Genomic DNA, 26,196 nt, shown 5'->3' on the forward strand with positions numbered 1-26,196 from the left:
GAAATAGTTAGCCTAAAAACGGATAACGATAATCTGTTGGTGTCACAAAGGTTTCTTTAACCATTCTTGGCGAAATCCAACGCAAAAGGTTTTGTAAGCTACCTGCTTTGTCGTTGGTTCCTGATGCTCTTGCACCACCAAAAGGTTGTTGGCCCACTACGGCACCTGTTGGTTTATCATTGATATAGAAGTTTCCAGCTGAATTTTGGAGTGCTTTAACAGCTTCGTCTATGGCATATCTATCAGTTGCTAAAATAGCACCGGTTAAAGCGTATTCACTGGTTTCATCTACTAGTTTTAAGGTCTTGCTGTAATCTTTATCATCATAAACATAGATGGTCATCACAGGACCAAAAAGTTCAGTGCACATGGTGCTATATTTAGGATCGGTGGTTTCAATAACCGTTGGTTCTATGAAATAGCCTTTACTTTTATCATAATTTCCTCCGGCAATAATCGTAGCATTTTTATCTTTTTTTGCTTGATCGATATAATTAGCCAATTTGTCAAAAGAACCTTCATGGATGACGGCAGTAACAAAATTGCTCATGTCCTCTGGAGAACCCATCTTGATGGTTTTTAGGTCTTCAATAACATATTCTTTAACCTTGCCCCATAGGCTCTTGGCAATATACCCTCTTGAGGCGGCGCTGCATTTTTGACCTTGAAATTCAAAAGCACCTCTTACAATAGCAGTCGCAACTTGTTTGGCATCGGCGGTTTTATGAGCTACGATAAAGTCTTTTCCTCCTGTTTCTCCTACAATTCTTGGGTAGGTTTTGTAATTTGTAATGTTATTTCCAATTTTCTTCCATAAATTTTGGAATACGGAGGTTGAACCTGTATAATGTAAGCCAGAAAAATCAGGACTGGCCATAAGTGTATCGGTAATCATTGCAGCATCACCAAAAACAACATTGATAACGCCTGCAGGAACACCTGCCTCTTCAAACACATCCATAATGACTTTTGCGGAATATACTTGGTGATTACTTGGTTTCCAAATGACCACATTTCCCATCAGAGCCATGCATGAAGGCAAATTACCAGCAATTGCCGTGAAGTTGAAAGGTGTTACAGCGTACGTAAAGCCTTCTAAAGGTCGGTATTCAATTCGGTTCCATGCATCACTTGTACTTTGAGGTTGATCGTTGTAGATCTCCGTCATAAACTGCACATTAAATCTTAAGAAATCAATTAATTCACATGCGGAATCAATTTCGGCTTGATAGATTGTTTTAGATTGTGCAAGCATAGTTGCTGCATTTATTTTAGCACGGTAAGGACCTGCAATCAATTCTGCCGCTTTAAGAAAAATACCAGCCCGATGTTCCCAAGGTAACTGAGACCATGTTTTTCTAGCTTCAAGAGCAGTAGCAATGGCATCTTCAACATGATTTTTCTCAGCCAAATGATAGGATCCAATCACATGTTTATGATCATGGGGAGGAGTCATGGTTTTCGTATTTTTGGTTTTTACATACTTACCATTGATATAAAGAGGTACATCAACTTTGCTGCTATACATTTTAGAATATTCTGCTAGAACAGCTTCACGTTCTGACGATCCTGGAGCGTAAGTTTTAACGGGTTCGTTTACGGCGATTGGCACCTTGAAAAATCCTTTTCCCATGAGTATTTTGATTTTGAATGTTTAAAATTTTAAGTGCCAAAGGTACAAAATTTTGTGTGTTTTTTTAGGGCTTACAATGCTAAATGCACGTTAAATCTCCTGCTTGATTTTTTTAAGAAGGCAACCTTAATGAGTCATCTTAAATTCATATTTAAAACAATTTTAGTTTATAACAAAATAAGTTAGCAAGGTGTCTTTCTATGGGATGTAATTAAAGATGGGTGCTGGAGAATTTGAGGAGCGAATATAGCAGTAAATATTTAAGCGAAAAAAAAAGGGATTCTTTTCGATCTAATAGAGTAATACGTTAAAGATAAATTTAAAGTAAAATTAGTTTAACGCGAAAGGCGCACTGAGTTTAAAGGATGGGATATAAACCTTGAATTTATTGGTTTTTGTTAAATTGATCATATTGTAATGGCCCTGCATAGCGCCGAAAGGAGATGACAGCAAGCATCCTGAGGTGTAAGTATGGGATTCTCCAGGTTTTAAAACGGGTTTTTTGCCAATAACCCCTTCGCCTTCAATTATCTCTATATTATTTAAAGCATCCAATATTCTCCAATGACGCGTGTTCAATTGGACAGCATCCTTACTCTGATTTTCTATGGTCACTTTATAACCAAAAGCAAAATGAACTTTGTAGTTTTTATAAAAAGTGCCTTCAAAAGTAGTTTCTACACTAATTTTGATGCCGCTCGTAACTTGTTGAACCATGGTGAGGAGGGTTTTGATTGTTGCTAAAATAGTACAATTTAGAGTATTTACGTAATCTTTTTAATATTTGATGTGACTCATTTACCATTAACTAAAAATATGAGTGTGAAAAATGATTTTTCGATTGGTGACTTAAGCTAATTTGAAATATCTACAGAAGAGCCGTCGCCAACCCCAATCAATCGGTCGTACCGAGCCCCCAAGTCTCTGTAATATACCAACACCTTATAGTTGTTTTCCGTCTGATAAAAATCCCCGCTGATCGCCCCTTCGTTCAGTGTTCCGTTGCTATCCGTTACCACATATTTATAGTTGTAAAAGCCTTGTTTTAAGCGAAAGGCACATTCGTAAAGTCCTGTTTCGGGATTAAATTGAAGTTCGTTTTCTGGTTCAAGAGCGTAATTATTGAAATTCCCATAGACATATATCGACTTTCCGTCCGTTAATTCGGGATGCTTAAGAGCAAAGTGGACCATGGTATAATCGGCTTCAATAGAAACATCTTCTGCATCTAAGGCGGTGATTAAAAAATTGCCGTTAATGTCAGGATTGTAAGTGTAAAGCTGATTGGCTCTTGGGGTGTTGATGAAAAGGTAGTTGTGGTAAATGTCCTTGAGTTCAATAAATTGCACCCCTACATTGGCTGCTCTTACGTCTTTATTTTCAAAATAGAGATATTCATTGCCACCCCAAAAACTGGTTTCTGAAGTGTATTTATAAATTAACTGGTTGCCGAGGGTGTATTGTGGTTTTACGTTAGAAATCGCCGTGTTAAGATTGTTGTTTTGGATGATCAAACTTTTAACGTTTTCCAAAGGGTTGTTGAAATTTAAATTTCGACTGTTTATTACAATATCCACCGATTGTTTTTTATCAATATCCTTGACCTCGCGTGAACGCTTTAAGGCAACCCCAACACTTACAAGATCCTCATAAATCATAAATTTTCTTGAAAACACCAATGCGTCATTGTCGTTGAAAATGCTTATCAGATAATTGCCAGTTACCAATAGACCTTTGGTCTGTTGATTGGGAATTTGAAGCATATAATGAGAATAGATCTGATAGGTGTTAAATGAATTTTTGTAATCAACAATGCGCTGGTTGTCAAAGCCTCTCAAGTATTCAGATTTCACCAAGTTGGAAGGGGTCCAATCGTAGTTAAAATGCTCAATGACATAATAGAAATCGGGTTCGTTTCCGGTGAGCGCGTCAAATTCTAGGAGTAGGGGTTCACCCAATTTTAGAATGGGTAATTGACTCTCATTGGTATCGCCTCTAAAAACAATTGTTTTTATATGGTTGGGAGGTGCCATTTCAAAAACCTGAGCATTGCTGAAAGATGGGATAAGAGTGGGTACAAATAAGAAAATTAGGATTCTTAAGGTCATTTAAAGACTATTTTGAAGTGTAAAGATACACAAAATTTATGCCTATGAAATTTATTGAACCACCGTTGATTTTTTGTGCTTTCTGTATTGTAATATGTTGCTTAACTTTATAATTATTAAAGTCTTAGATAGGCATGAATGGTTTTCAGATTGTACGATCTTGTAAAATGGTATTTCATCTGACATTTTGCGCACCATATCTAAAAATTTTCTTTGATTGCTAAATACAATGGACCTTTGCATTCCCTCCTTGCATAGATAAGAGTTTTAGGAGTGCCCTGTCTTAAAATTCAGAAGGAGATAACGGGCGCCCAAATTGACCTGTCTACATATGAAATTAAAAATTGCTTCTCTGAATTTTATGGTGTTAAATTTAAAGGCACTTTTGGTGTTGCTGTGCATGGTTAGTTCTTCTTTTTCTGTCGCACAGAGTATTGCTAATGTATCGCCAACAAGAATTACTACAGGCTCAAAGATAACAATTACAGGAAATGGTTTTGATCGAACTACGTTAAGGAACATTACCATTCCTGATATGACTATTGATAATAGAAATTTAGTAAGTAGTTCTATAATGACTTTCGAGATCACAAATGAGGGGTCTAGTAATATTCCCAATAGAGTTCTAACTATTGGAGAAGGCATTAGTGCTAATTCTTATCCCATTACTTACATAGCCCCTGTATCACATACTCTTGCTTCCGATAAACATTTTAATGTAAAAGAAATTTATACAGATTGGGACTATAATGGCAATGGGTTTTGGAAATCCAGTGACTGGAGTGTTGGAAACACCGCGGCTTCGCCAAATAACAAACACAAATTACTTGGTTATAAAATCAGGCCTCTTGGTGGTGGTGTAGATATTATATACTCAACGGGAGTTAATGATTTGCTTTTAGAGACTAAATTGGTAGATTTAGGAATATTGACACAGCAACAAATTGTGGATGGTATACTCTACAAAAAGAAAGTGTTTAAAGCTTACTCCACAAATGGGGTGCGTGGTACGACAAGTGGTCTCAATTTTCTTATGATTGGAGATATGGTCGACGGTATTGAAGCGGCTAGCGAAACGCCAGAAGATTTTGCAAGTTTAACTGAAATTAAGGCTTTAACTATTTTAGAGGTTATTATTGATGGTAAGAACGGATTGGAATTGGGGACGGCCGTCGGTAATTTTAATAGCAAAACCGATGTTCAATTTTTTAGTGGTAACGGAAGGCCAGGAGTTTTGGGAGATGATGCTCCAGATCTTTTAATTACGCAAATGGCGGATCCAGGACCAAGTGACGTTTATTATTACGCTAAGGAGAATGGAGATGTTGTGGGGCATCCTATTAAACTAACAATCCAAAAAACTGGTAGCCCTTATTTGGCAAATTGGAAATTGAATTTGTTCACATTTGCTGATGGTTTGGATTTTGCTTCCGCTAATCCTAATGGACGTGCTACAAAGTATATTGAGGATCGATTTAGGCCCATAAGAATGGTAGCTTTTAAACTAGAGGACTTTGGTGTAGGTACGCCGGAAGCTATCCAAAGTATAAATAATGTTAATATGAACTCCGGTGGTAGTGCTGATATTGCTTTTATGGCTTATAATCAGGAGACATTTAATATTAAAGGCCCTGTTGCTAAAACTATTTTGCCACAATATGTATGTCGGATAGTCAACAACTCCTCGGTTACATTCAAAATCAAGGTAGGGCGTGTAGAAGAAGAAGGTAATGTCGGTATCGAAGATTTTGATGTTCCAGGTCAAATTCGAGGTCCAGAGGCAAGTGATGGCCTGCCCATGCTCTTCGAGTATCAATTATGGAAAGATGGTATTGCTCAAACAGTTAAAGGCGCAACTGCAGCTGCTTTAACTATTTCGGATATTACTGAATCCAAACTAGGAATATATAAATTAAGAATTGAAAATGGTCAGGGGTCAGTTATAGTTCCCGTTGAATTGGCTGAGGGAGGGACGCCTGTAGTGTGGAATGGTACTTGGAGCTCTCCATATGGTGATTTTGAAAGTATAGATAAAAAGGAAAGAGGATTAGTATTTATTTCTGATTATAATCAAATTGAATCTAACCTTGACGAGGTAGTTGATTTAGAAGGGTGTGATTGTTTTGTAGCAGCAGGAGTTGATGTCGCCATTTCGACAGGACAAAGTGTTAAATTATATGGTAAAATTTCGATAGCCTCTGAGGTAGCAGAGACAATGGAGTTTCCTTATAGGCCTGCGGGAACCTTCACATTAAAAGATGGCGCTAGTCTTTTACAGACTAAGAATATTATTGCAAATGAAAATTTGGATAAGATTGTAGTCGAACGCATAGCAAAAGGTCTCAAGCCATCAGATTACGTCTATTGGTCCTCACCAGTTGCTGAAAATCCTGTAGCAAATCTTCCTGGTAATAAAAGGTACGAGTGGAATGTGGAAGCTGCCAATCATGAAGGAACATCTGGAAATTGGGTCGCACCAACCAACACATATATGACCACAGGAAAAGGCTATATTGTTCGGGTCACAAATCCTTCAGCTTCTGATCTGGCGACTAATTATGCAAGGAGAAATAGTTTCTATGGTGTTCCAAATAATGGAGATTACACTATAATGGTTAAAACTTCTCCAATTCCAATTCCAACAATCGAAAATAGAGATTGGAATTTAATAGGAAACCCCTACCCATCAGCGATAAGCGTTGATAAGTTTTTAATTGAGAACGCTACTGGTGCTAGTCCATTGTTAAAGGGTTTTGTGCAAGTTTGGACCCATGGAACTGCAATTTCTTCAGGTGGCGATATTCCATTTTATGATGATCGATTTAAAAATAATTATAATCAAGATGATTATTTGACGTACAATTTATTGGGAGGTACAGTGCCTGATCATATAAAGGAATCGACTGATGGCAATGGCGTTATTGCTTCAGGCCAAGGTTTTGTAGTACAAGCAGAACAAGAGGGCTTCGTTAAGTTCACCAATGCGATGCGTTATGATGAAAATGAAGAAGCATATGAGAATGATGTGTTTTATAGAAATTCAGAACGTTCTCAGGCCTCTTTAAATGTAAATAATGAAAAACAGTTGTTATGGCTTTCTCTGAGCAATGATAAAAATATAGCCACCGTTGCTTTAGTCGGTTATGCTGAAGGTGCTACCAATGGTGATGATCATCTCTATGACGCGGTGTCTCTTGGCGATGTCAATTTCAGATTATATTCCCATTTAGATGATAAAAAATTGGTCATTCAAGGCCGTGCTTTACCTTTTGACGATACCGATCAGGTGAGCTTGGGTATTGCTGTTCCAAAAAATGGCATCTATAGGCTTGGCATTGATCATCTTAAGGGAAGTGTGCTATTGAATAAAGACCAAGGCATTTATCTAGAAGACACCTATAATAATGTCATTCATAATTTGCGAACTACACCTTACAGTTTTACGGCCAATGCGGGAGATCTCTCAGATCGTTTTGTGTTGCGCTACACAGATCAAACGCTATCGGTTGATGAGTTACAAACAAAGGATACGTTTGTATATGTACGGAACAATCAACTTTATGTCAAAGCATCCCAACATATTGAAAATGTCGTGGTCTATGATCTTGCGGGCAAAAAGTTAATGGATCATAAAATCAACGGAAAATCTGATGCATTCAATACGCCATTTCAATTTCCAAAAGGCATATATCTCACTCAAATTAAATTGGAAAATGCGAGTGTGGTCACTAAAAAAGTGACGAATTAATAACGGTGATCCCACAAATAAAAAAAACCATTAAAGTGCATTTGCTTTAGTGGTTTTTTTTGATTAGAACAGCATCTATATTCAATTGTTGAAACTTAATTTCAATAGAAAACTTTTTAATGAAAGCTGTGTATTGCGTAGTAATATATTTAAAAAGAGCAATAAGTGTTTAAGTAGACTTTTTAACTCCGATTTGGCCTGATATTACGCAGCGAAATTTTAGTTTGAATTGTCGGTTATTTCATTAATATGAATTAAATTTGATGAAGATTTTAGTAAGATAATTACAAATTCAGACTGCAGATCAAATAAGTTATTTAGAAAGATTATAAATAAGTAATATGTCCTTTAATTTAAAACTAAATTAGGGTTATATTTAGTAAATTTGCACCGATTTTTACTGTATAAAATCACATAATTGTAACTATTAACCAATAGACTTATAATATGTCAAACGACATTAAGATTAAAAAAGGTCTCGATATCAAATTGAAGGGTGTAGCTGAGAAAACTACTGAAAGGGCTGTTTTAAGCAATTTCTATACTCTAAGACCTGATGATTTCCACGGTGTTACTCCAAAATTGATTTTTAAAGAAGGTGCAAAAGTGAAAGCTGGAGAACCTGTCTTTTTTGATAAATCCAATGAGGCGGTGAAATTTGTTTCACCAGTTTCCGGAGAGATCGTTGAAATTGAGCGCGCTGCAAAGCGCCGCATTGTGGGTATCAAAATTCAAGCAGATAAAGAGCAGATTTACCAAGATTATGGTAAATTGAACGTCGCCTCTGTAGATGCTGATACTATAAAAGCGCATTTGCTGGCTACGGGTTGCTGGACGTTTATCAAACAGCGCCCATATGATGTTATTGCAAAACCGGACCTGTCTCCAAAAGCAATTTTCATCTCAGGATACGATAGCGCCCCATTGGCTGCTGACCTTGATTATGTGCTTCAAGGCAAAGAAGCTGAATTGCAAGCTGCCATCACCGCTTTAGGTAAGTTGACCCAGGGCAAAGTGCACGTGAGCGTTGGTAAAGATTCAAGCTCACCTTTAGCTGGTCTTTCAGGAATTACGTTGCATAAAGTGTCCGGACCACATCCTTGTGGGAACGTAGGAACGCAAATCAATAAAATTGATCCAGTCAACAAAGGGGAGACCGTTTGGACTATTGCCCCGCAAGATCTAGTAATCATTGGAGAACTATTGCTTACGGGCAAATTCAATGCTGAGCGTATTGTTGCCCTTGCTGGGTCTTCTGTGAAAAAGCCACGTTACTTTGTTACTAAAATAGCAAGTGAAGTAGCCACTATGGTTTATGACAATGGTGTTGAGCAAAATGGAAACGATCGTATTATTTCTGGAAACGTATTGAGTGGAAAACAGGTAGCGCCAAATGGTTATTTGGGGTACTATAGTAATCTTATTACAATTATTCCGGAAGGTAATGATTATGAGTTGTTTGGCTGGAACAAGCCCGTTTTTGATAAAATCTCTAACACCAGAGCGTTAACTTTTTCGTGGTTGACACCAAACAAGACGTATGACCTGACCACAAATATGAATGGTGAACACCGAAACTTTGTGCTTACTGGCAATTATGAAGAGGTTTTTCCGCTAGATATATATCCAATGCAAATCTTAAAATCATGTTTGTATCAAGATTTGGACGAAATGGAGGCCTTAGGAATGTTTGAAGTTGCTCCAGAGGATTTTGCCTTAACAGAATTTATATGTGTGTCTAAACAGCCACATCAGCAGATTATTAGAGCAGGTTTGGATTTAATGATACAAGAAATCGGTTAATATAGAGACAATGGGTTTAAAACAGAACTTACATAATTTAAAAGAGAAATATAAAGGGACAAAAATGGCACCGGCCTTTAATGCCCTACATACTTTTTTATATACGCCTAATGATACCGCACACGGTGGAACGCATATTAAATCCGCAGACGATTTGAAGCGTACCATGAATACGGTGATTATGGCGCTGATTCCGTGTTTGATTTTCGGAATGTTTAATGCAGGATATCAGCATTATTTAGCAGCAGGAGAGATACAAGCCGTCACCGGTGGTTTTTTTAGCGGTGAATTTTGGACCTTGCAAAATTTTATTTTAGGCTTTTGGAAAATCTTACCTCTAGTGATTATCTCTTATGGTGTTGGATTAGGAATTGAATTCTTATTCGCCGTCATAAAAGGCCACGAAGTTGAAGAAGGCTACTTGGTAACGGGAATGCTCGTGCCACTAATCGTTCCTATTGATATCCCGTGGTGGATGTTAATTGTAGCTGTTGCCTTTGGTGTCGTTATCGGTAAGGAAGTATTTGGTGGAACAGGTATGAATATTTTGAATCCCGCTTTGACCATTAGAGCATTCTTATTCTTTGCCTACCCTACCTGGATGAGTGGAGATAAAGTGTGGGTTCAAGGAGCAGTGGAAAGAACAAAGGAAATTGCAAATGGCTCTACAGCTGATGCAATTTCTGGTGAAACCATATTAGGTAGCTTAGCGCAATCGCATCATGTTGATTACTCTGTTATGGACATGTTTTATGGGTTTATCCCAGGCTCTGTCGGAGAGACCTCAACACTTTTGATTCTTTTGGGTGGTTTATTCCTCATTTTTACAAAAATAGGAAGCTGGCGTATTATGTTAAGTGCCGTTCTTGGCGCCTTAGTTATGGGCTATATCTTTAATGTGGTCGTAGATGCAGGGTGGATTACTGAAACTAGCAAGTTTTACGGATTAATGAGTACTGAATTCTGGCATCATTTAATAATTGGTGGTATGGCCTTTGGTATTGTGTATATGGCAACAGATCCAGTAACCGGATCCCAAACAAACAAAGGAAAGTGGATTTACGGATTCTTAATTGGATTTATATCCATTATGATTCGTGTCTTTAACCCCGCGTATCCAGAAGGAGTGATGTTGGCCATATTGTTAATGAATGTATTTGCACCAACTATTGATCATTATGTAGTTCAGGTCAATGTGAAGAAGAGATTAAAACGAGGAAAATTAAAAACAGCTTAAGTTATGGCGATCGATACAGATAAAAATAGTTATACAGTTATTTTTGCCATTGTTATGGTTTTAGTAGTGGGTTCTATACTAGCAGGACTTGCACAAGGCTTAAAACCTATGGTGAAAGCTAATGAGCGTTCTGAAATACAGCAGAATATATTGTATGCCATGGGCGTTGATGCCAATGAAAATCCAAGTGATGTGGAATTTGTTTCTACAGACATTGTTGAAGATGAATTTAAGAAATTCATCACTAAACAATATATAATTGAAGGAGATAAAGTAACGGAAGATTCAGAAGCCTATTTATTGGATATTAAAAAGGAAGAATCTCAAGCTAAGGATCCTAATTACACGCGTAAATTACCGTTGTTTGAAGGTGAAAAGGATGGCAAACCTATTTATGTAATTCCAATACGAGGAAAAGGCTTATGGGATGCCATCTGGGGTTTTGTAGCAGTTAATAAAGATATGGTGGTACAAGGTGTGTTTTTTGATCACGCCGGTGAAACACCTGGTTTGGGAAGTGAAATTAAGCAGCGTTATTTTATGGATGATTTTGAAGGAGAGCACCTTTTCAATGATTCTGGAGCGTTTGAAGGAATAACTGTTGCCAAAGGTAATGCAGATCCTAAAAATGATAGAAAAACTGACAATGCAGTTGATGCCATTGCCGGTGCTACCATTACTGGAGACGGTGTAACCGCGATGATTAAAAAGGATTTAAGAATGTATGTGCCTTATTTCAAGACATTAAAATAAAATTGTATGGGACTTTTATCAAAAAAAGATAGTAAACTAATATTAGATCCTCTAGCGGATGATAACCCTATTACTATACAGGTTTTAGGAATTTGTTCTGCCTTGGCAATTACCGCACAGTTAAAACCATCTATAGTGATGGCAGTATCTGTGATATTTGTACTTGGCGCAGGTAACGTTGTTATTTCGTTGATGCGAAATATCATTCCTTCAAAAATTAGAATTATTGTACAATTGGTTGTGGTTGCAACCTTAGTGATTATTGTTGATCAGGTGTTGAAAGCTTATGCTTATAGTTTAAGTAAAGAACTCTCTGTTTTCATTGGGTTGATCATTACCAACTGTATTATTATGGGGCGTTTTGAAGCCTTTGCTTTAGCAAATGGTCCGTGGAGATCCTTTTTGGACGGAGTAGGTAATGCTTTAGGTTATGGTGTTATTCTTATCATTGTCGGGTTCTTTAGGGAGCTTTTAGGTTCAGGAACATTATTGGGATTCAAAGTTCTAGGCGACTCGGTAGAGAAAACAGGATTGTACGCTTTTGGATATGAAAACAACGGATTCATGGTATTGCCTCCAATGGCATTGATCGTTATCGGTGTGATCATCTGGGTACAGCGTAGCAGAAACAAAGATTTAATAGAAGACTAATTTAAATAGTCTGCAGTAAGCAGTTATCAGTAAGCAGTCAAAACGCTTCTGAAGACTGTGGACTGAAGACTGAAGACTATAACAAATGGAACATATAGAGTTATTTTTCAAATCGATATTTGTAGACAACATGATTTTCGCGTACTTCTTGGGTATGTGTTCTTATCTGGCAGTGTCTAAAAAGGTGGCTACTGCAGTTGGACTTGGTGCTGCAGTAATTTTTGTCTTGGCAATAACAGTACCTTTAAACTGGCTTTTAGATCAATATATATTGCAAGAAGGCGCCTTAAAGTGGATGGGACCTGAATATGCAGATTATGACCTGAGCTTTTTATCCTTTATCATGTTTATTGCTACTATTGCAACCATGGTACAACTCGTTGAAATTGTCGTTGAGAAATTTTCACCGTCATTATATAATTCATTGGGTATTTTCTTACCATTGATTGCTGTTAACTGTGCTATTTTAGGGGGATCATTGTTTATGCAATCCCGTGAAATTGCAACTTTAGGTTTAGCACTTAATTACGGTATTGGCTCAGGAATAGGTTGGTTTTTAGCAATTCTTGCTATTGCTGCCATTCGAGAAAAAATTAGATATAGCAATGTGCCGGCACCATTAAGAGGGTTAGGAATCACATTCATCATTACAGGTTTAATGGCCATTGGTTTTATGAGTTTCGGTGGAATGCTTACTGGAGGTGATGAACCTATAGATGATAATGTAGAAACTGTAGATGGGATGGTTAATAAGCAAAAGGAGCTTAAAACTTCTGATCTTGTAGTAGAAACAATAAACGATACAGATACTAAATAATAATGATTATGATATTAGCAGCAAGCACATTAGGAACAGTCATTGCTACAGTTGTCGCGTTTTTGGTGGTTACTTTATTATTGGTAACGCTTTTACTTGTAGTGAAACAAAAACTGTCTCCTTCAGGACCGGTAACAATCACCATTAATGGTGAGCGTAAATTAGAGGTTGGTTCAGGAAGCAGCTTATTAAACACCTTATCAGCCCAAAAAATATTCTTACCATCTGCATGTGGTGGTGGTGGAACATGTGTTCAATGTGAATGCCATGTGCTTTCAGGAGGAGGTGAAGCCTTACCTACCGAGACTCCTCACTTTAGCAGAAAGGAACTTAAGGAAGGTATCCGTTTATCTTGTCAGGTAAAAGTAAAACAGGATATGGAAATCACTATCCCTGAAGAGGTATTTGGGATTAAGAAATGGGAGGCAACTGTAGTTAGAAATTATAACGTTGCATCATTTATTAAGGAGTTTGTTGTTGAAATTCCTGAAGATATGGGCTATAAGGCCGGTGGATATATTCAGATCGAAATTCCTGAATGTGAAATTAAATTTTCAGATATGGATATCACTGCGCATCCAGAAGAACATGACACACCCGATAAATTTCAAGCAGAATGGGACAAATTTAAGCTTTGGCCTTTGGTGATGAAAAATGATGAAACAGTAGAACGTGCGTATTCTATGGCTTCTTATCCCGCAGAAGGTCGTGAAATTATGTTGAACGTACGTATTGCAACACCGCCTTTTGACCGTGCTAAAAATGGTTGGATGGACGTCAATCCAGGGATTGCATCATCTTATATATTTGCGCAAAAACCAGGTGATAAGGTTATTATTTCTGGACCTTTTGGAGAATTCTTTATCAATGAGTCTGACAGTGAAATGTTGTATGTTGGCGGTGGAGCAGGAATGGCGCCAATGCGTTCGCACTTGTATCAGCTCTTCAAAACCTTAAGAACAGGTCGTAAAGTAACTTATTGGTATGGTGGTCGTTCTAAACGTGAGTTGTTCTACTTAGAGCATTTCCATGAGTTGGAGCGTGAATTCCCTAACTTTAAGTTCTATATGGCATTATCTGAGCCTATGGAGGAAGATAATTGGAAGGTCAAAGAAAATATTGATGCTCCAGGTGATGGTTTCGTAGGATTCATTCACAATTGTGTGATTGATAATTATTTGAATCATCATGATGCACCAGAAGATATTGAATTGTATTTCTGTGGGCCTCCATTAATGAACCAAGCCGTTCAAAAAATGGGTGAGGATTTCGGAATCCCAGATGAGAATATCAGATTTGACGACTTTGGTGGCTAGTAAAGTTCTAGCAAAGATTAGAATCTATGAAAGCAGAGACTTAATTAAAAAATAAATCACTATTTCAGTAGAAAGCTAAAAACCCAATACTTATGTGTTGGGTTTTTTGTTTTGAAAAATGTCAAATGGAATTATTATCACTTTGATCCGAAACTTTAAAAGAGAAGTAGTTTTGGAATTTTCTCATCGGAATTATGCAACGCATAAATTTATTTACCTTCATTCCAATAATAGCTATCAGGATGTTCGCGTTTTCCAAATATTGCAGTTCCAATCCTGATCATAGTTGCCCCTTCCTCAATCGCAATTTCCATATCCCCACTCATGCCCATAGATAGTTCAGTTACTGGAATGTCTTTGTCGAGTAGCTGGAGTTGGATGTTTTTAAGCCGCTTAAAACATTTCCGTACTTTTTCTTCTTCTGCAGAAAATAGACCAATCGTCATCAGGCCTTTGATTTTTATGCGATCAAACTGCTGTACGTCCATTGCAAACCTTAATGCTTCTCTAGGATCCATGCCAAATTTACTTTCTTCATAAGACGTGTTGAACTGTAGATATGCAGCCATCGTTCTGTCTTCATATTCCAATCGCTTTTGTAGTTTTTCAGCCAATTTAAGCCGGTCTAAGGACTGAATGCAGTTCACATCATATCTAAGAAGTTCTTTGACTTTATTAGTTTGAAGATGGCCAATAAAGTGTTTTTGATGGGCAATAGGTTTAAGGAGCTCATATTTTTCTTTAATCTCTTGAATTTTATTCTCACCAATTAGCGTTTGATGAGTGTTAAGTGCAATTTTTATATTTTCCGCAGAAACCGTTTTGGTGGCCAGGAGAAGCTTCACTTCATCGGTATTGCGATTGGCTTTATGACAGGCGACTTCAATTCTTTCAAGAATTTTTGCAATATTGTTTTGAATCTGATTTTCCATGTTAGAGTGACTTATCGTCAATATAAACCCAGACTTCAACCCCTGAATCAGTTGTGACCAAGACTCTTTCAGAATTATGACTCGCTTTTTTATCTTTTTGGGCAAGTTCCGCTCCAGAAATCTCAAACACCATTCCCCTAATTTTAGCAGTCAGGTCCTTAGATTTATTAATCATTGACAGGCTGTTTAAAGGTCTGCTTTCAACTGTTTTGGATTCATTAATTGTAAATCCTGATATTGTATCCACAGCGCCTTCATGTTTTTTACCATTATTTTCAGTTTCCAAATCAGTTGGACTTTGAGTATCGTAAGCAAAGAGCAGATGCTTTTTCTGTTTTTCAAATTGGATGATGTTTGCTTTAATCTGTTGGTAGATGGTATCTTTAGCTTCGGCGTATGATATGCCGTAAGTTCTTTTTATAGTGTTAAGATGCTCTGGAAAACCAGATAGAATATTATCGTAATAGATATTAAGATCTTCTTCCGTAGGTAATGTGTACCCCAATCTAATTTGGAAGCGTCTCAATAATGCTGTATCAATAATTCCTAAGTGGTTCGTTGCACAGATCAACAAAGTGTTTTCTGCCAAATTATCTATGAGTTGCAGTAAAGTATTTACTAAACGTTTCATTTCACCGGAATCTTTTTCATCATAATCTCTAAGTTTGCCGATGAAATCAAACTCATCAATAAAAAGAATCGCGTTGTCATGCGCTGCTTTTTTAAAGAGATCAGAAAGATTTTTTGCTGTTTCCCCTAATTTTGAAGATACAAATCCACTTAAATTAATTGCAATTACTTTTTTGTTTAATGCATGTCCTATAGCATATGCGGTAGCTGTTTTACCACATCCGGTATGGCCGTAGAGCAAAATTTTATGATCAACAGGAATATTCAGATTGTTTAGCGCATTAATATAAGTAAACTCTTCTAATAACTGATTTATCCGCTTTCGGATATCTTCATTGAGATGAAGTTGGTCCAAAGGAATAACCTTGTTTTTTGAATTTAAATAGGTACTGTGATGCGCCATGGTTAAGATCTTCTAAAGATTATAGTTTTTAGTGTTTTGCGATTCTAGGTGGAACATTGGGTTTTGAATAAACCAAAAATCACAGTAGAAATCAATGCAGTTTCTTATTTATTCAAATTTACTAAAATAGTGGCAATATGTGAGAGGAAAATCCTTTGTTCCTAATGGTCTTTTATCCCAATCTATAAGGATATATCCTCCATTTTGCGTCAATAAATTCCTGAATATTCCTGTTATTCTAACTTATCTCTTTTCTTCTAAACAGTGTTATGAAGTTTTAAAATGGGTTGGATTAATTTTAGCAATAAGTAATAACAATTGTAGTAGCGCATTTGAAACCATCCTAGGATAGGAAGACTTATCGAGTTATTTGGTCTTTCCACTACGTTTTTCAGTAGGATTTCGTTGTAAATCGAGAACAATTAATTTGTGAAGAGCTTATAAATAGGTCTACTGCACCTGATTGTGTTGATCATCAACCGCTTGGTTTCCCAACTAATTTAAAATGATTTTAGTATTGGGAGATTATTACTTTGGAAATAAATCTTCTAATCGGTTAAGATTTTGCCCAATTGGTAGCGTGGTTGGTCGTTATCATATTCAAAAAGTCTAGAATAATCCATAACGTTATCAATACCGTCCAAATCGCATAGAAAAGCTACCGTCTCGCAGAGTCCATTAAAAAGTACTTTTTTGTTTGTGGGGTTTTTAGGTTTTGTCCCGTTATGGTGTAATGGTAAAGAGTAACCACAACCTTTCAAAAAACTGGCTTCTATTTTCAACAATTCTGCAGGTGAATATCCATTAAATTTTTTGCCCAAATTTTGATTCACAAGTCCAACGTAATTCAATTTTAAGGAGCCATGACCATCAGAAAGATGTTTCCAAGAATCAGTGTTATCCAAGATATTTCCAACGGCGCATTTCTGACAGCATTCAGGATGGAGCTCATTGTTGTGAAATGCAGTATATAGCTTTAGAATGGCCAGATCTAATCGGTGTGAAGTCTTCATAGCATGATATTTATGACCATTAAGATACTAAAATGAGAGGTGAAATAAAAGATTTCCATTTTTTTAACAAAACCTACGACGTTCTATTGAAACAATTCCGGTACTCTCATTTAAATTTCAAGACTAATTTTAATGCTCTCGGTCTATAGCATTTAATTATATTTAGATTTTTCTTAAGACGCTGATCGTTGGTATTATTGTATTTTTGCAGAATGAGCAAAGCACTTACAAAACAGGAAATGCACAACCTCGCCATGAACCACGTGGGAAAGGATCTAGAGGCTCGTGGATTTGAATTTATAGCAATTAACAGTCAGTTGAAAAAACATCCGCAGTTTGTTTGTATTGATAAAACGAAACAGTATTTCTTCGTCATCGTTAGAGCGGTAGTCCTACCTGAAAATCCTAATAATTACGATATCATTTGGATGGAAACTTTTAAGAAACATGCCATGGAAAGTGATGCCAAAGTATTATATGCCGGTGTAGGTTTAGGAAATCCGAACGGTGAGAAGTTGCCAATATATTTGGATGAGGAATATTTGATTGAGTACAACGGTATCCAGGTCATAGAAACCAATTTGAATTAAAAAAGAGATATGTTACGGAGTTATACAGTTTACCACCAAGTTTCAAGGCACTTCAGGAGTTTTATTTTTAGAAATAGTCGCGTATTCGTGGCATCTGTAATTAGCTTCAGCTTTATTTCATTGGTTTTTTCATGCCAACAAAAACCTGTAAATACCAAAATATATGGCGAAGTGTTTGGAACCTCCTACGGTGTGCAATACTATTCGGAACAGAATGAAAGTTTCCAGCGTCAGTTTGATAGTCTATTTGATATTATCAATATTTCAATGTCCACTTACCAAAAAAATTCTGATATCTCAAAAATTAATCGGAACGAAGCTTTTACTGTAGACGCGCATTTTAAAAATGTATTCAATGCATCAAAAAAGATTTATAAAGCGACTGATGGCGTTTTTGACCCCACTATAGGGGTTTTGGTTAACGCATGGGATTTTGGTCCGGAAGGAAAGATTGTGGCTTTGGATAGTCTTAAAATTGATAGTTTAATGGTGTCTGTGGGGTTGGATAATGTCCAATTGGATCAAAATAAAATTATCAAGGAGAATCCAAACACATTTATTGATTTCAATGCCATTGCCAAAGGTTATGGTGTGGATGTGATTGCGGACTTTTTGGAAAGTCACAATATTAAAGATTATCTCATAGAAATTGGTGGCGAAATACGCTGCAAAGGTCAGAATTTTGAAAAACAGAAACCATGGAAAGTAGGCGTGGAGCTCCCTCATTTTGATACTGAACAATCCCTTCTAAAAACAATTTCGTTACATGATGAGGCCATGGCAACATCTGGCACTTATAGAAAATATAAAACCGACAGTCTCGGTAATCGCTATTCGCATATTATTGATCCAAAAACGGGATATCCAAGTAAGACCAACTTATTGAGTATATCAGTCTTGGCAAAAGACTGTATGACCGCTGATGCCTATGCGACGGCGTTTAAAGCGATGGGACTTGATAAAGTGAAGGCCTTTTTAGCTTCTCATCCGGAACTAAAAGTATTTCTGATTTTTGAAAATTCCAATAGGGAATTGGAAACGCTTGCTTTGAATGGTTTTCCTGAGGATTAGTCATTAATTCCTGCGCAGCATAACCTCAGCTTAAAAAACACCACGAGAATTCTCTTCTAAGCTACGCCGCAGATTTCTGGATAAAAGGAATTACTCACTAAACTGTAACTTAAAGCTCCACAAAATCTTAAGAAAATTTCGCAAAATTATTTCGTCTGAGCTCGCCAATTCTCCAGAGCACAAATAAGGCTCCTTGCAGCTCTGTGAAACAGTTGTGCCCTCACTTCCGCACCAAAGGAATAATCTCTCCCTTTGCCAAACAAAAGCGAGTGACCTCAGTGTCGGATAACTTAGACGTGTAATCAACCGCCTCTACCTTAAATCCAATAGAGCGGAGCTTTTCAAAATAGTCGCGTCCGTAAATCCTAACATGATCGTATTGACCAAAGATTTTAGCACGTTCTTTTCTATCGGTAATGCTATCATCCTCAAAGGTGTCAGGTCTTGTTAAATCCTGTGGAATCTGAAAAATGCCATAACCTCCTGGTCTCATAATGCGATACATTTCCTGCATTGCTTTGGTATCATCTGGAATATGCTCGAGAACGTGATTGCATAAAATGATGTCAAATTCATTGTTCTGAAACGGCAGGTCACAAATATCTGCTTTCACATCTGCCAATGGCGAATTTAAATCAGTTGTGACATATTCCAAGTTTGTCATTTTACGGAAGCGTTTGTAAAATGCTTGCTCGGGCGCAAAATGCAGGACTTTTTTTGGAGCCGTGAAGAAATCAGTTTCATTTTGAAGATACAGCCAGAGTAATCTATGACGCTCCAAGCTTAACGTAGAAGGCGATAAAACGTTGTTACGCTGGTTCCCATATCCGTAGGGTAAAAACGACTTAAAACTTTTACCATCAATAGGATCGGTAAAATTGTTGCCTTTTAAATAGCGTGCCAAAATAGGGCGTGCTACGTAACTCAACCTGATGAGAATGGGTCTTGGGATGGTGTTAAGGATGTATTTGAAGAGTTTTTTAGACACGGGCTTAGTGTTTTTAAGACACGAATTTCAATAATTTACACGAACTTTGGTGGAAAGCTTTTACGGATATTCAAAAATGTGAATTTCACGAATTTTTATGAAAAACCCAATGTTCATTTATAGGTTTGTCAATGTCCATTTTAGAGAACAATTCTTTTATATTTCAAACTGACTTCTCCAAAATTGATCAAAAGTCCGAGTTTAAGTTTTGAAACTGCTAAGTAGTTTAAGGTTTGCTTTATATTGATACGACAGTGTATTTCCCTTATAGTTGGTAGCATAACATCTTTCTCTCGAGTAGTATATTTTATTGTCAATAAATTCAATTTCTAAAGCGTTATCATATACAACCTCATTAAAATCTTTACCTAATTGCTTATGGACTTCCATACAAAGACCAATAAACTTATATGATTCTTCTTTGAAAATTAAATCTTGAACCATTTTACTATAGCTAGAGAAATCTAAATTAGTGAAATGAATACAAGCTTTCTTACTTTAATATTTGGTTTTCAGAGATCTATTCTTAATTGTGAAAGCCGAAAGTAATTAGTGCCAATCCGTGAAATTCGTGTCAAAAAAATAATCTAATGGATCTATAAAATAAGAGCCTCCCGTCTAAACTCATCCTCCTCATTAGATACAATCCCCAATGCTTCATAGACATATCCAAAGGTTGATAATATTTCTGGTTTTCCATCCACAATAGCCACGTCATGCTCAAAATGCGCACTTGGTTTCCCATCTAAGGTAACGATAGTCCAACCGTCCTCCAATTGCTTGATTTTATGCGTTCCTAAATTGATCATAGGTTCGATGGCTACAACCATCCCTTCAATAAATTTTTTCCCGCGGCCACGTTTACCGTAGTTTGGCATTTCAGGATCTTCATGCATTTTTTTGCCCAATCCATGACCTACCAATTCTCGGACCACACCATAACCTTGCGCTTCACAATAATTTTGTATGGCATAACCTACATCACCCACACGATTGCCAACTTTCAGTTCACGAATGCCAATATATAGAGATTCCTTAGTGATTTGAAGGAGTTTTTTTACTTCAGGAGCCACTTCTCCAATTTCAAAAGTGTAGGCATGGTCACCATAAAAATTATTCTTAATGGCACCACAATCAACGGCTACCACATCACCTTCTTTTAAAGGAACGTTTGTTGGTAACCCATGAACAACCGCTTCGTTGGTACTACATAGTAAAGTTGATGGACAATCATAAAGACCTAAAAATCCAGGAATCGCACCTTGACCGCGTATAAACTCTTCTGCCATTTTATCCAATTGCATGGTCGTAACACCCGGTTTTATCTCCTTAGCCAGCATGCCCAATGTCTTGGAAACGATTAAAGCACTTTCGCGCATTAATTCTATTTCTTCTCTAGTTTTTTGTATAATCATTGTAAAAAAATATGGCGCAAAGATACTTAAAATAAATCGGTTGACATTTTAAGGGAAATGATATTTCTTGACTTTTAAAGCCTGGGATTAGCGATTTTTATGTTTTAATATCAGGAATCTAAAAAATAATATCTGTGAAATATGGCATAGATTATTAGTGAAAAACTATAGACCATAGATGTATGTTTGTAGCTTTTTACTGATATGATCTTCTGAAAGGGCGTGACGATTATTGTCAATAGCATCTGAAAAATATCAAATGATGAACCCTAATTTGGAACTGTTTAAAAATTAGAACTTTTTAAAAAATGAAAACAGACCTCCTTTAGGTTTTACAGGAATATTTGGTTCCTCCTTTGTAATCATTTGATAGACCTCTCCCCATCCCAAAACCCCACCTATATTGCGATCATCGATAAAAAGATCGGCGTTTATTTTACGGCTTTTGGTATTGTCAAACTTTTCTTCCGGAAAACTTTTGTTAACCGCGTAAAAAATAATACCGTTCTGTTCGCAAAATTCTACCGCTTCATCAAGGCTTTTACCACATCGATAGGTCCATAAAATCAATCGGTGCCCGTCTTCTTGAAGTCGTTTTAGCGTTTCAAAGGCAAAAATACGTGGTTTTCCAATCCCTGGATAACGGTCTTCCACAATAGTGCCATCAAAATCTACACCTATGATGAGTCTGTTCTGAAAATTCATGATTCAATGCTTAGCGGGTCAAAAATACAATAAATAAACTATTGGCCTATAATCATTATATCAAAGCATGTTGCGTCATGATTTTCGGTTGTGGCACGCCCATTAATTTCAAAATGGTGGGTGCTAAATCTCCTAAAATACCGTCATTTATCTGTTTTAAATCTTTATCTATTAAAATAATAGGTACCGGATTAGTCGTATGCGCTGTATTTGGAGAACCATCGGGATTGATCATTGTTTCGCAGTTGCCATGGTCAGCGATCAAAAGCGTGGTATATCCATGTTCCAAAGCGGTGGTAACTACATCCTTCACAACACTATCTACAGCTTCACAAGCTTTAATTGCCGCTTCCATGACGCCGGTATGTCCAACCATGTCGCCATTGGCGAAATTGAGGCAAACAAAATCAACCTCCTCACTTTCCAATTCTGGAACTAAGGCATCACGGAGTTCGAACGCACTCATTTCTGGTTTCAGATCGTAGGTTGCTACTTTAGGTGAATTCCGTAGAATGCGCTTCTCCCCATCAAACGGAATTTCGCGTCCTCCCGAGAAGAAAAATGTCACATGAGGATATTTTTCAGTTTCAGCAATTCGGATTTGTTTTTTATGATGCTTTTCCAACACCTCTCCCAATGTTTCAGTGAGGTTGTCTTTTTCAAAAACAACTTTAATGCCTTTAAAAACATCATCGTAATTGGTCATGGTTACATAATACAAATCGAGTTTGTGCATGTTCTGCTCATGAAAATCACATTGGGTCAAAGCTTCAGTGAGCTGTCTTCCTCTATCTGTTCTAAAATTGAAGAAAATAACCACATCGCCATCCTTAATAGAGGTTTTAGGATTGCCATCATGATCGGTCATCACAATAGGTTTTATAAATTCGTCCGTAACGTCATGGTCATAACTTTTTTGTATGGTCTGAATGGCATCTGTAGAAGGCTCTCCAATCCCATTGACGAGTCCATCATAGGCCAATTTAATGCGTTCCCATCGTTTATCACGATCCATAGCATAGTAGCGTCCTGTTATAGAGGCTAATTCTGCCGAACTGTCCTTGAGTTGATTTTGAAGTTGTGCAACAAAGCCTAATCCCGATTTCGGATCTACGTCACGTCCATCCGTAAAGGCATGCACGAATACCTCATCAAGATCATATGCTTTTGCAGCATCCAATAAACCAAATAAATGATTGATATGGGAATGTACGCCCCCATCACTGAGCAATCCTAAAAAATGAACTGGTTTGTGGTTTTCCTTTGCATATTTGAACGCATCTGACAGCACTTTTTCTTGGGATAGCGTATTGTTTTTAACAGCTAGATTAATTTTTACCAAATCTTGATACACAATCCTACCAGCACCTAAATTCATGTGGCCTACTTCACTATTTCCCATTTGTCCTTCAGGTAAACCAACATGAAGGCCGTCAGTTCTAAGTGAAGCACTAGAGTATTTTGTATAAAGAGAATCAATAAATGGGGTATTGGCATTATCTATGGCTGATACTTTTGGGTCTGGAGATTTTCCCCAACCGTCAAGAATCATTAGGATGACTTTTTTGTTCATTGTGATTTTATTTTGAGATTCAAAGATAAAAGTTTAAGAAATCAATTGGTAGATTATCACTGTAAAATTATGACATTTTTAATACGAATACTGTAACACCTCGGTTTCTTAATCGTCTTTCTTATATAATCAAAAATCATTCATCATGAAAAAAACAATCATTATTTCCGCATTGGCTTTAGGCTTTGCCTTTAGTAGCTCTAACGCCGCCACATCTGTTGAAACTAATCAGTTCTCAGCCATCATCAAATCCAAATCTGACGTCAGCCCTTTTTGTTTGTCTATTGTAAAGGGCGATTTTGAAACTGTAAAAACGTTGATTGAATTAGGCGCTGATGTCAATACAAAATCAAATGGGATGACGCCCGCCATGTATGCTGCCAAATATAACAGGATGGATATTTTGGAACTACTCGTAAAACATGGAGCTGAACTTAAAAAGAAATTTGAAAGAGGATTGACGGCTATGGATTATGCAAAGCAGTCTCATGCCAAAGATGCTATGGCCTATTTAAAAAACCTTTCATAACGATGAAAGTTGAGTTGGTTTTAGGAAAGCTTCTTATTTATAAGAGGCTTTTTTCGTTTCGATCGTCGTTTGATTTATTTGAATCTACAAAAGCTCAGGATTAATATCTAAAATGTTTTCAGCGTAATACTTGTCCAAAAACGAAGTGGTTAAGTATTGATGTCCCAACAAGGATTCTTTCTTGAGAATATCCTTCATATTTAATTTTCTATATGCTTGAAGATAGCCGTATGAAAGTGGTTTATAACTGTAATGCCAAGGTTCATATTTAAACCCTTTACGATTAGGAAGGTCAGTATACACCAAATAAAAGCCATAGGCTTTAGAATTTTTATCCATCCACTTTTTGAAGTTGACATAGCATCCTTTTCCTTCAAAATGACCTGGACTCAAAACACTTTTAGGTTGCGCTACATTGGCGTCAATGAGGTCCATGTCTGTGCCCCAGTGGTGGCGAGAAGTGCCGGGAATGGTGGAGTATTCTATTATTTTTTGAATGGCTTTTTCTGGCGACAATCCTTGTTGTGTATTGCTTTTGTATTTACGTTCCCAAATTCGGTTTTGATGATCGAAATTTCTATAACTGGAAACCACTTGAATTGAAATATGATCTTCTAAAGCTGCATTTTTCATTTTTGTGAACGCATCGAAGGCCTCCTTTCGTATTTGGAATCCGTTACCATAGAGTGTTGGATTTCCTTTCCCTATTAATTCCTCATAACTCAACTCGGCATTCTGAAATGCCAATTGTGGTAAAATACCCATGGCAATACCACTAAGAGCAGCTGCTTTTATAAAATCTTTTCTATTCATGTATTTAGTTTAAAATTTAAATGTTCTCATCTCTTATCTTAAATCTATTGGCGAAGCGGGTGCAATTCTTTTTTGTTAATCTATCAAACTTAACCAATTTAGTTTTCAAGTAAATTATTTATTTTTACTTAAAATTTAGAGTATGCCCATTTCTTTTAAAATTATAAATCCTACTAACATCAATTCGATCATACCGTTAATACAAAAGCTGAACGGTAATAAAATCTCTGAAGCGGTGCTCAAACAACGTTTTGCGGAAATGGTTACGCAAAATTATGAGTGCGCTGCGCTCTATGATCGTGAAAAACTCATTGGAGTTGCCGGCATGTGGTTTTGTACACGTCATTACTCCGGAAGAAGTGTGGAACTGGATCATGTTTTTATTGATGATGGTTACCGAAAGAAAGGCTTGGGAAAACAGTTTATGAAATGTATTTATGATTACGTGTCACAAAAGGGTTTCCAAACGGTAGAACTCAATACCTATGTGCAAAATAATCCGTCACATAAATTCTATATGAATGAAGGCTTTGAGATTTTGGGCTATCATTTTTTGAAGAAGCTCTAATAAAGGATTACGTTTTTTTAGATACGGATTTTACAAATTGATCAAAATCCCTTGGCGCTTTCTTAAGTGAACAATGGCGCTATAATAGGGTCATCCGTCAACTTTACGCCTATCTTAATGCTTTATACTTAAATCTCACATCTCAAATTTCATTCACTTCAATCCACTCAAATCCGTTCCTGACTCCACTTCATAAGGAGCTTTATTATATATAAAAATACGCGCGTCCAATTCCCCTTCTAAAGAAATATTATCTCCATCCACTTGAAGCCAACTTCCTTCTCTCAGTCCGACTACTGGTTGCGAATTATAGGCATGAAATTCCTGAATTCTCGTTTCACGTGTTTCTCCCATGTGCTTGCTGTTGTTATTCGGATCCAAATAATGCGGATTGATATTGAATGGAACCATTGCCAAAGCTTTGAAACTTGGAGGATAGACAATAGGCATATCATTGGTTGTATTTATAGTAAGCCCACAAATATTACTGCCTGCACTCGTTCCTAAATAGGGGGTTCCGTCCTGAATGACATCTTGCAAAGTGCTGATCAAATCATTTTTATAAAGTTGGTTGACCAGCACAAAGGTGTTTCCACCGCCAACAAAAATGCCTTTGGCATTTTTTAATGCCTCTTTAGGATTATCGAACTCGTGAATGCCTTTGATTTGTTTTTGAATTTTTGAAAATGCTTCTAGGGCCTTTTCAGTATATTCTTCATGACTAATGCCTCCTGGTCGTGCGTAGGGAATAAACAAAATGGTTTCGGTATCCTTAAAAAAGAACATCAATTCTTCTAAAAGGTATTCTAAATAGCCGCTACCATGTAAGGTTGACGTACTGGCAATTATCATTTGTTTCATATCTACGCTGATTTTTTTTTTTTTTGGAATTTATACAAG

23 protein-coding genes and 1 pseudogene are annotated in these 26,196 nt (G+C 36.9%); 11 read left to right on the top strand and 13 right to left on the bottom strand.

Features of this window, described 5'->3' with window-relative positions; genetic code table 11:
• Positions 1 to 7: 7 nt before the first annotated feature.
• The 3 genes from pruA to G525_RS0100410 all read right to left on the bottom strand — a co-directional run bounded on the left by pruA (position 8) and on the right by G525_RS0100410 (position 3,741).
• Positions 8 to 1,633: an L-glutamate gamma-semialdehyde dehydrogenase gene (gene pruA, locus G525_RS0100400; RefSeq protein ID WP_027124365.1), complete on the bottom strand. Its 1,626-nt coding sequence runs from the start codon at positions 1,631 to 1,633 to the stop codon at positions 8 to 10.
• A 330-nt stretch (positions 1,634 to 1,963) separates the two neighbouring features.
• On the bottom strand, positions 1,964 to 2,350 hold the full coding sequence (apaG, locus tag G525_RS0100405) for a Co2+/Mg2+ efflux protein ApaG (RefSeq protein WP_027124366.1): 387 nt from the start codon (positions 2,348 to 2,350) through the stop codon (positions 1,964 to 1,966).
• A gap of 137 nt (positions 2,351 to 2,487) precedes the next feature.
• On the bottom strand, positions 2,488 to 3,741 hold the full coding sequence (locus G525_RS0100410; protein WP_027124367.1) for a type IX secretion system plug protein: 1,254 nt from the start codon (positions 3,739 to 3,741) through the stop codon (positions 2,488 to 2,490).
• Between the two features lie 331 nt (positions 3,742 to 4,072).
• On the opposite strand from G525_RS0100410, the gene G525_RS0100415 reads away from it, so the two are divergent.
• From G525_RS0100415 to nqrF, 7 genes are all read left to right on the top strand, one after another.
• A complete protein-coding gene (locus tag G525_RS0100415) occupies positions 4,073 to 7,489 on the top strand; it encodes a T9SS type A sorting domain-containing protein (protein ID WP_027124368.1) in 3,417 nt (1,138 codons plus the stop codon).
• A 447-nt stretch (positions 7,490 to 7,936) separates the two neighbouring features.
• Entirely contained in the window at positions 7,937 to 9,292 is a 1,356-nt protein-coding gene (locus G525_RS0100420) for a Na(+)-translocating NADH-quinone reductase subunit A (RefSeq protein ID WP_027124369.1), read from the top strand.
• A gap of 10 nt (positions 9,293 to 9,302) precedes the next feature.
• Positions 9,303 to 10,529, top strand: coding sequence for an NADH:ubiquinone reductase (Na(+)-transporting) subunit B (locus tag G525_RS0100425; protein ID WP_027124370.1), 1,227 nt, complete (start codon positions 9,303 to 9,305; stop codon positions 10,527 to 10,529).
• Positions 10,530 to 10,532: 3 nt separating this feature from the next.
• On the top strand, positions 10,533 to 11,282 hold the full coding sequence (locus tag G525_RS0100430; RefSeq protein WP_027124371.1) for a Na(+)-translocating NADH-quinone reductase subunit C: 750 nt from the start codon (positions 10,533 to 10,535) through the stop codon (positions 11,280 to 11,282).
• A gap of 6 nt (positions 11,283 to 11,288) precedes the next feature.
• The gene (locus G525_RS0100435; protein ID WP_027124372.1) at positions 11,289 to 11,933 is read left to right on the top strand and encodes an NADH:ubiquinone reductase (Na(+)-transporting) subunit D; all 645 of its coding nucleotides are present in this window, start codon (positions 11,289 to 11,291) and stop codon (positions 11,931 to 11,933) included.
• An 85-nt stretch (positions 11,934 to 12,018) separates the two neighbouring features.
• Positions 12,019 to 12,750: an NADH:ubiquinone reductase (Na(+)-transporting) subunit E gene (nqrE, locus tag G525_RS0100440; protein ID WP_027124373.1), complete on the top strand. Its 732-nt coding sequence runs from the start codon at positions 12,019 to 12,021 to the stop codon at positions 12,748 to 12,750.
• An 8-nt stretch (positions 12,751 to 12,758) separates the two neighbouring features.
• Positions 12,759 to 14,066: an NADH:ubiquinone reductase (Na(+)-transporting) subunit F gene (gene nqrF / locus G525_RS0100445; RefSeq protein ID WP_027124374.1), complete on the top strand. Its 1,308-nt coding sequence runs from the start codon at positions 12,759 to 12,761 to the stop codon at positions 14,064 to 14,066.
• A gap of 209 nt (positions 14,067 to 14,275) precedes the next feature.
• On the opposite strand, the gene G525_RS0100450 is transcribed toward nqrF, so the two are convergent.
• The 3 genes from G525_RS0100450 to G525_RS0100460 all read right to left on the bottom strand — a co-directional run bounded on the left by G525_RS0100450 (position 14,276) and on the right by G525_RS0100460 (position 17,044).
• Positions 14,276 to 14,998 (bottom strand): YggS family pyridoxal phosphate-dependent enzyme, encoded by a 723-nt coding sequence (locus G525_RS0100450; RefSeq protein WP_027124375.1) that lies wholly within the window; start codon positions 14,996 to 14,998, stop codon positions 14,276 to 14,278.
• Position 14,999: 1 nt separating this feature from the next.
• On the bottom strand, positions 15,000 to 16,031 hold the full coding sequence (locus G525_RS19950) for an AAA family ATPase (protein WP_084647672.1): 1,032 nt from the start codon (positions 16,029 to 16,031) through the stop codon (positions 15,000 to 15,002).
• A gap of 548 nt (positions 16,032 to 16,579) precedes the next feature.
• Positions 16,580 to 17,044 carry a hypothetical protein gene (locus G525_RS0100460; RefSeq protein WP_027124376.1) on the bottom strand — a complete coding sequence of 155 codons (465 nt, stop codon included), beginning with the start codon at positions 17,042 to 17,044 and terminating at the stop codon, positions 16,580 to 16,582.
• A gap of 212 nt (positions 17,045 to 17,256) precedes the next feature.
• Here G525_RS0100460 and G525_RS0100465 point away from each other — a divergent pair, with 212 nt between their 5' ends.
• Together G525_RS0100465 and G525_RS0100470 are read left to right on the top strand one after the other, a co-directional pair.
• On the top strand, positions 17,257 to 17,634 hold the full coding sequence (locus G525_RS0100465; protein WP_027124377.1) for a hypothetical protein: 378 nt from the start codon (positions 17,257 to 17,259) through the stop codon (positions 17,632 to 17,634).
• 9 nt (positions 17,635 to 17,643) lie between these two features.
• Positions 17,644 to 18,705: an FAD:protein FMN transferase gene (locus G525_RS0100470; RefSeq protein WP_084647673.1), complete on the top strand. Its 1,062-nt coding sequence runs from the start codon at positions 17,644 to 17,646 to the stop codon at positions 18,703 to 18,705.
• 220 nt (positions 18,706 to 18,925) lie between these two features.
• On the opposite strand, the gene G525_RS0100475 is transcribed toward G525_RS0100470, so the two are convergent.
• The 5 genes and pseudogenes from G525_RS0100475 to gpmI form a co-directional block, all read right to left on the bottom strand.
• Positions 18,926 to 19,693, bottom strand: a complete 768-nt coding sequence (locus tag G525_RS0100475; protein WP_027124379.1) for a class I SAM-dependent methyltransferase — start codon at positions 19,691 to 19,693, stop codon at positions 18,926 to 18,928.
• Positions 19,694 to 19,833: 140 nt separating this feature from the next.
• Positions 19,834 to 20,137 (bottom strand): annotated as a pseudogene (locus G525_RS19955) (GxxExxY protein).
• A 152-nt stretch (positions 20,138 to 20,289) separates the two neighbouring features.
• Positions 20,290 to 21,108: a type I methionyl aminopeptidase gene (map, locus tag G525_RS0100485; protein ID WP_027124380.1), complete on the bottom strand. Its 819-nt coding sequence runs from the start codon at positions 21,106 to 21,108 to the stop codon at positions 20,290 to 20,292.
• 291 nt (positions 21,109 to 21,399) lie between these two features.
• A complete protein-coding gene (locus G525_RS0100490; protein ID WP_027124381.1) occupies positions 21,400 to 21,813 on the bottom strand; it encodes a BT0820 family HAD-type phosphatase in 414 nt (137 codons plus the stop codon).
• A gap of 55 nt (positions 21,814 to 21,868) precedes the next feature.
• Positions 21,869 to 23,386, bottom strand: coding sequence for a 2,3-bisphosphoglycerate-independent phosphoglycerate mutase (gpmI, locus tag G525_RS0100495; RefSeq protein WP_027124382.1), 1,518 nt, complete (start codon positions 23,384 to 23,386; stop codon positions 21,869 to 21,871).
• 145 nt (positions 23,387 to 23,531) lie between these two features.
• Between gpmI and G525_RS0100500 the strand changes: the two genes are divergently transcribed.
• Positions 23,532 to 23,915, top strand: a complete 384-nt coding sequence (locus G525_RS0100500; RefSeq protein WP_027124383.1) for an ankyrin repeat domain-containing protein — start codon at positions 23,532 to 23,534, stop codon at positions 23,913 to 23,915.
• An 84-nt stretch (positions 23,916 to 23,999) separates the two neighbouring features.
• On the opposite strand, the gene G525_RS0100505 is transcribed toward G525_RS0100500, so the two are convergent.
• On the bottom strand, positions 24,000 to 24,728 hold the full coding sequence (locus G525_RS0100505; protein ID WP_027124384.1) for a M15 family metallopeptidase: 729 nt from the start codon (positions 24,726 to 24,728) through the stop codon (positions 24,000 to 24,002).
• Positions 24,729 to 24,870: 142 nt separating this feature from the next.
• Here G525_RS0100505 and G525_RS0100510 point away from each other — a divergent pair, with 142 nt between their 5' ends.
• Entirely contained in the window at positions 24,871 to 25,296 is a 426-nt protein-coding gene (locus G525_RS0100510; RefSeq protein WP_027124385.1) for a GNAT family N-acetyltransferase, read from the top strand.
• Between the two features lie 153 nt (positions 25,297 to 25,449).
• On the opposite strand, the gene pepE is transcribed toward G525_RS0100510, so the two are convergent.
• The gene (gene pepE / locus G525_RS0100515) at positions 25,450 to 26,157 is read right to left on the bottom strand and encodes a dipeptidase PepE (protein WP_027124386.1); all 708 of its coding nucleotides are present in this window, start codon (positions 26,155 to 26,157) and stop codon (positions 25,450 to 25,452) included.
• Positions 26,158 to 26,196: the final 39 nt, after the last annotated feature.

The sequence above is a fragment of the Gelidibacter mesophilus DSM 14095 genome (assembly GCF_000423005.1).
GTDB classification, from domain to species: domain Bacteria; phylum Bacteroidota; class Bacteroidia; order Flavobacteriales; family Flavobacteriaceae; genus Gelidibacter; species Gelidibacter mesophilus.

Coding starts and splice junctions, on each gene's coding strand:
- pruA (WP_027124365.1), bottom strand. CDS start 1,633: ATGGGAAAAGGATTTTTCAAGGTGCCAATCGCCGTAAACGAACCCGTT.
- apaG (WP_027124366.1), bottom strand. CDS start 2,350: ATGGTTCAACAAGTTACGAGCGGCATCAAAATTAGTGTAGAAACTACT.
- G525_RS0100410 (WP_027124367.1), bottom strand. CDS start 3,741: ATGACCTTAAGAATCCTAATTTTCTTATTTGTACCCACTCTTATCCCA.
- G525_RS0100415 (WP_027124368.1), top strand. CDS start 4,073: ATGAAATTAAAAATTGCTTCTCTGAATTTTATGGTGTTAAATTTAAAG.
- G525_RS0100420 (WP_027124369.1), top strand. CDS start 7,937: ATGTCAAACGACATTAAGATTAAAAAAGGTCTCGATATCAAATTGAAG.
- G525_RS0100425 (WP_027124370.1), top strand. CDS start 9,303: ATGGGTTTAAAACAGAACTTACATAATTTAAAAGAGAAATATAAAGGG.
- G525_RS0100430 (WP_027124371.1), top strand. CDS start 10,533: ATGGCGATCGATACAGATAAAAATAGTTATACAGTTATTTTTGCCATT.
- G525_RS0100435 (WP_027124372.1), top strand. CDS start 11,289: ATGGGACTTTTATCAAAAAAAGATAGTAAACTAATATTAGATCCTCTA.
- nqrE (WP_027124373.1), top strand. CDS start 12,019: ATGGAACATATAGAGTTATTTTTCAAATCGATATTTGTAGACAACATG.
- nqrF (WP_027124374.1), top strand. CDS start 12,759: ATGATATTAGCAGCAAGCACATTAGGAACAGTCATTGCTACAGTTGTC.
- G525_RS0100450 (WP_027124375.1), bottom strand. CDS start 14,998: ATGGAAAATCAGATTCAAAACAATATTGCAAAAATTCTTGAAAGAATT.
- G525_RS19950 (WP_084647672.1), bottom strand. CDS start 16,031: ATGGCGCATCACAGTACCTATTTAAATTCAAAAAACAAGGTTATTCCT.
- G525_RS0100460 (WP_027124376.1), bottom strand. CDS start 17,044: ATGAAGACTTCACACCGATTAGATCTGGCCATTCTAAAGCTATATACT.
- G525_RS0100465 (WP_027124377.1), top strand. CDS start 17,257: ATGAGCAAAGCACTTACAAAACAGGAAATGCACAACCTCGCCATGAAC.
- G525_RS0100470 (WP_084647673.1), top strand. CDS start 17,644: ATGTTACGGAGTTATACAGTTTACCACCAAGTTTCAAGGCACTTCAGG.
- map (WP_027124380.1), bottom strand. CDS start 21,108: ATGATTATACAAAAAACTAGAGAAGAAATAGAATTAATGCGCGAAAGT.
- G525_RS0100490 (WP_027124381.1), bottom strand. CDS start 21,813: ATGAATTTTCAGAACAGACTCATCATAGGTGTAGATTTTGATGGCACT.
- gpmI (WP_027124382.1), bottom strand. CDS start 23,386: ATGAACAAAAAAGTCATCCTAATGATTCTTGACGGTTGGGGAAAATCT.
- G525_RS0100500 (WP_027124383.1), top strand. CDS start 23,532: ATGAAAAAAACAATCATTATTTCCGCATTGGCTTTAGGCTTTGCCTTT.
- G525_RS0100505 (WP_027124384.1), bottom strand. CDS start 24,728: ATGAATAGAAAAGATTTTATAAAAGCAGCTGCTCTTAGTGGTATTGCC.
- G525_RS0100510 (WP_027124385.1), top strand. CDS start 24,871: ATGCCCATTTCTTTTAAAATTATAAATCCTACTAACATCAATTCGATC.
- pepE (WP_027124386.1), bottom strand. CDS start 26,157: ATGAAACAAATGATAATTGCCAGTACGTCAACCTTACATGGTAGCGGC.